We start from the raw sequence: 4,490 nt of genomic DNA, 5'->3' as shown, positions 1-4,490 counted from the left end.
GTTGCGAACCGTCGACCGAGCGCAAACTCCGACCGGGGACCCTCCAGTGCCCAGACGTCCCCCAAAGGGACAGACGTCACGTTCGTCGGCGCTGCCGGCCGGGACCTAGGTCCCCCGAGCGCTGCGCCGGCCGCCCCTAGCGTCGAGGTGTCGGGGGTTGTCCAGGGGAGTACGCGTCGCCGGGAGCGATCATGAAGACCCGCCACATCGTCGCCATCGTCATCGGTTGTCTGCTGATCCTGCCGGGGATCGGGCTGCTCTTCGGGGGTGGTGCCGTCGGTGTGGCGGGTCTGGCTGCCCGGGACAACGGCGGGTGGATGTCCGTCGACATGAGCCGGCTCGAGTCGTCGGGGGTCGCGGTCACGGCGGACGACAACATGCTCCGGGTCGAGGGGCCTGCCGGGCCCGTCAACTGGTTCGGGCTGCAGGCCCGGGTGACAGCCCGCTCGCTCGACGGCAAGCCGGTCTTCGTCGGCGTCGCGCCGCAGGACAGCGTGCGCAGCTACCTGGCGACAGCGGCATACGACCGCGTCCTGAGCGTGGACCGCTACGGCGTCGCGACCTACTCGCACGCGCCGGGCAGCGGCAGCGTCGCCCCGCCCGCGAACCAGACCTTCTGGGACCGCAGCGTCAATGGCGCCGGTACCCAAGACCTGGCCTGGACGCTGCAGACCGGACAGTGGGCCGTGGCCGTCATGAACGCGGACGGCTCGCCGGGGGTCGCTGTCGCCGCCACCGCCGGGGTCCGGGTCGGGTCGATCTGGGCCATCGCGCTCAGCCTCATCGGGGTCGGTCTCGTGCTCATCGGCACCGGAGCCGCGCTCGTCATCGTCGGAGCGCGGGGCCGGCAGGCGACGCAGCTGCCACCACCACCGTATGGCGGCACCCCCGTCGGGCAGGGCCCCGACCAGCCGCTCGGGCAACCACTCGGGCAGCAGCCGCCCCCACCGGCTGGCCCTCCGCTGCCGCCACCGACGGGCGAGCCGGTGGCCGGTCCGGCCGGGCAGCCCGTCCCCGCGGGAGCCCCGCCCGTGCCACCGGACCGCGTCCCACCGGACCGGGTGCCCCCGACGCCGGACGACCCCGTCCGGCTCGACGCCGAGCTGCAACCGGGCCTCTCCCGCGGGCTCTGGCTCGTGAAATGGATCGCCGCCATCCCCCACGTCCTGATCCTCACGGCGCTGTGGGCGGCGTTCGGGGTCCTTACCGTCATCGCCTGGTTCGCGATCCTCTTCACCGGCCGCTACCCACGTGGCATCTTCGAGTTCAACGTCGGCGTGCTTCGGTGGACCTGGCGGGTCTCCTACTACGCCTTCAGCGGCGGCCTCGGCACGGACGAGTACCCGCCGTTCAGCCTCGACCCGCAGCCGGGCGACCGGGCGCAGCTCGACATCGCCTATCCCGAGCACCTCTCGCGCGGCCTCATCTTCGTCAAGTGGCTGCTCCTGCTGCCGCACTGGATCTTCGTCGCGCTGGTCGTGGGGACGAGCAGTACGTGGACCCACGTCTCCGAGGCCACCCGGACAACCACGGAGTTCCAGTGGCCCGGCCTGCTCGGCGTGCTCGTCGGCATCGCCGCGCTGATCCTGCTCTTCACCGGCTCCTACCCCCGCCCGCTGTTCGACCTCGTCATCGGGCTCGACCGGTGGACCTACCGGGTCGTCGCCTACGGGGCGCTCATGACGGATGTCTACCCGCCGTTCCGTCTCGACCAAGGTGGCCACGCGCCGGTCACCACCCTGCGGGCCCGTATGACGTGAGCTCGGCTCACGGACGTCCGTGCCCTTCGCACCACGAAACCTTGGAGGAACCACCATGAGCGTGCTCATCGTGCACGAGTCGATGTTCGGCAACACCCGCCAGATCGCCGAGGCGATCGCCGAGGGAATGACGAAGGAGCTGACCCGGGACGGCACGCGACCCATCGCGGAGCCGGTCCTGCTCGTCACAGTCGCGGAGGCTCCCAGCGAGATCCCCGAGGACGTCGACCTGCTCCTCGTCGGCGGCCCGACCCATGCCTTCTCGATGTCCCGCGCCAACACCCGCGAGGACGCGGTGCGCCAGGGCGGGTTGGCGTCGGCCGACGTGGGTATCCGGGAGTGGATCGAGCGAGTCACCCCGAGGGATAGCCTGCGGGTCGTGACCTTCGACACCCGCGTCCACGTCCGGATGCTGCCCGGCTCTGCCGCCAAGTCCGCGGTCAGTGCTCTGAAACACAAAGGGTTCCGCCGGGCTGAACGGGGCGAGTCGTTCTGGGTAGGAGGGACACCGGGGCCGTTGTCCCATGACGAGGTCGTCAGGGCCCGGGCGTGGGGCGCGGCCCTTGCCGGGCAGTTCGTGGGCCCGACACCGGCGAACTGACGACAGGGGAAACGGCCCTGGCGCCCGGAGTGAAACAGTCCGCTCCGGGCGCCACCTATGTCCGTCGCCCTGCAGCGCCCGAGCACGCCCGGAAGGGCGGCTCTGCATCGCGCGGTGGTCCGCAAGGGCAGCGCAGCGCGAAGACGGGTGGCACCCTGGCAAGAGGGGGGCGGGCCAGGGTGCCACCCGCCGGCTCGAGGCGAGACCCGCCGGTCGGCGGCGCACTCGCTCATCGGAGGCTACCTCACCCGAGTCGCCACGGGGAGTATCCCGATGGCGACGAGAGCCCGCCCGGGCCGGACCGTGGTCCCACCCGGGCGGGCGACTGAAGGTCGTGCGGTTCTCGCGAGCCCGTCAGTCCTCGTCCTGTGGCTCGAGCTTCGAGCCGAGGGCGACGGCCGCGACGACGAGCCCGGCGGCAGCGAGGACGAAGTCCTTCAGGACGTACTGGCCCAGCAGCGACGGGCCGTGTGGGAAGAGCTCGCGGGTGAACAGGACAAGCGGCGAGAGGATGCCGACGAGCGCGCCGGCGAGCACGATGAGCCCGAGCTCGAGGAACTTGCCGGTGACGAGCGTCAGCCCGATGAAGGTCTCGAGGACCGCGGTCAGCAGGACCGCCGTGCTGCCGGACACCAGCCCGAACGTCAGCTTGTCGATCGTCGCCGCGGCGATGTCGGCGGCGGGGCTGAGCCCGGGGAAGAACTTCAGCACGCCGAAGCCGAGGAAGACGAGGCCGAGGCTGACCCGCAGCAGCGGGATGCTCCAGCGGTTGAGCCAGCGCTGCAGGGCGTCCACGGCGGCCGGCCGGCGAACCCGCCGACGCGTCGCGCGCGTCTCGAGCTGGGTGGTGGCCTGCTGCTGGTCGATCTGGTCAATAACGAAGTGCGACATGGGGATTGGTCTCCTTTGGTGATGTCCCGATGCCACTCGGAGGCCCACGGCACGCGCCAGATACGCACCGGCCCAGATCTGAGTGCTGGTACCTAGCCGTTTGGTCACCAACCGCCCGTTTTGCCACGGTTCGGTGCCTCGCTCGTCACCGAATCCGCGTGGTCAGCCCCGCGCCCGGCTCAGCCGGAGGCGCGGTGGGCCTGCTCGAAGGCCGCCCAGATCTCCGGGCGCAACCGCCCACGGTCGGACACGGCATACCCCTGCTCGACGGCCCACGCGCGGACCCGGGCGGTCGTCGGTGGCGCGGCGGGCGCCGGCCCGGCCTCGGGGAGCGCGCCGAAGCGGAGCTTGCTGCCCACCTCCAGCCGCCACTCGTGAGCCGCCGCGGCGAGGAAGCGGTAGGTCCACTCCTGCGCCAGCGCCCGCGTCTCGGCGAAGATGATCGGCACGGACGGATAGCGCGCCTGGCACTCCGCGATCGCGTCGGCGATCGCGGCCGGTCGCACGTGCTTGAGGCCGAAGACGCGCGAGTACCGCTCCTCGACGACGACCGCAGCACGAGGTATGCCGCTCAGCTCGGTCAGGGCATACCTGAGCTTTCCGTTCAGCAGCGAGGAGGAGAGGTCCTCGAGGGACTTTCGCTCGACCGCCGCGACGACCTGCCCGTCGACCTCCACGGCGTAGTCGCCGGCGGAGAGGGGAGTCAAGCGCGTCGTCGCCTGCTGCCCCGAGAACTTCCAGGCGTAGCGCTCGTGGACGTCGACGAGGATCTCGAGCTCACGTGGCCCGTCCGCCTGCCGCGTCGCGCCACCCGCACGGGCAGTCGGCAGCGTGACGCGCGGCCGAGCCTGCTTGGTGGTGCGGGCGCTCTGCCAGAAGATCGCCTCCCGGCCCCGGACATACGTCAGGACGAACTGGGAGCGGTTCTCGCGGCCGCGGTCGAGGACGAGCTCGATGGCCGCGCCGCGCCGGGTGCAGGTGCGGGTCGGGACGCGCTCGACGACCTCGGCGTCGACCGGCCACTCGTCGGCGCGGTGGCAGTAGACCTTCGTCGTGCGCGGCCACGTCTCCCGGACCTTGAGCACGATTCCATTGCTGCCCAATGGAATCCGGACGAGGTAGGGCAGGCTGCTCTCCTCGTCCGGGTTCCGTGCGATGAGGAAGTCGTCGGGCACGGTCCCATCCTCCCCGAGCGCGCGCCGCTGCGCCGCCCGCGGCCCGTCGAGTGAGCGCAAACT

4 protein-coding genes are annotated in these 4,490 nt (G+C 71.5%); 2 read left to right on the top strand and 2 right to left on the bottom strand.

Annotation, left to right across the window (positions count from 1 at the left end; genetic code table 11):
- Window positions 1–191: 191 nt before the first annotated feature.
- Both N864_RS19580 and N864_RS19575 read left to right on the top strand, forming a co-directional pair.
- Complete coding sequence (locus tag N864_RS19580; protein ID WP_051518828.1) at window positions 192–1,760, top strand: DUF4389 domain-containing protein; 1,569 nt, start codon at window positions 192–194, stop codon at window positions 1,758–1,760.
- 55 nt (window positions 1,761–1,815) lie between these two features.
- Window positions 1,816–2,361: a flavodoxin family protein gene (locus tag N864_RS19575; RefSeq protein WP_034721278.1), complete on the top strand. Its 546-nt coding sequence runs from the start codon at window positions 1,816–1,818 to the stop codon at window positions 2,359–2,361.
- Window positions 2,362–2,715: 354 nt separating this feature from the next.
- Here N864_RS19575 and N864_RS19570 read toward each other — a convergent pair whose 3' ends face one another.
- Together N864_RS19570 and N864_RS19565 are read right to left on the bottom strand one after the other, a co-directional pair.
- Complete coding sequence (locus N864_RS19570; RefSeq protein ID WP_240474414.1) at window positions 2,716–3,252, bottom strand: DoxX family membrane protein; 537 nt, start codon at window positions 3,250–3,252, stop codon at window positions 2,716–2,718.
- Between the two features lie 179 nt (window positions 3,253–3,431).
- On the bottom strand, window positions 3,432–4,490 hold a 1,059-nt coding region (locus tag N864_RS19565), incomplete at its 5' end, for an ERCC4 domain-containing protein (protein WP_338033662.1).

This window comes from Intrasporangium chromatireducens Q5-1, assembly GCF_000576575.1.
GTDB lineage: Bacteria > Actinomycetota > Actinomycetes > Actinomycetales > Dermatophilaceae > Intrasporangium_A > Intrasporangium_A chromatireducens.
This window is presented reverse-complemented; position numbering and strand designations above follow the sequence as displayed.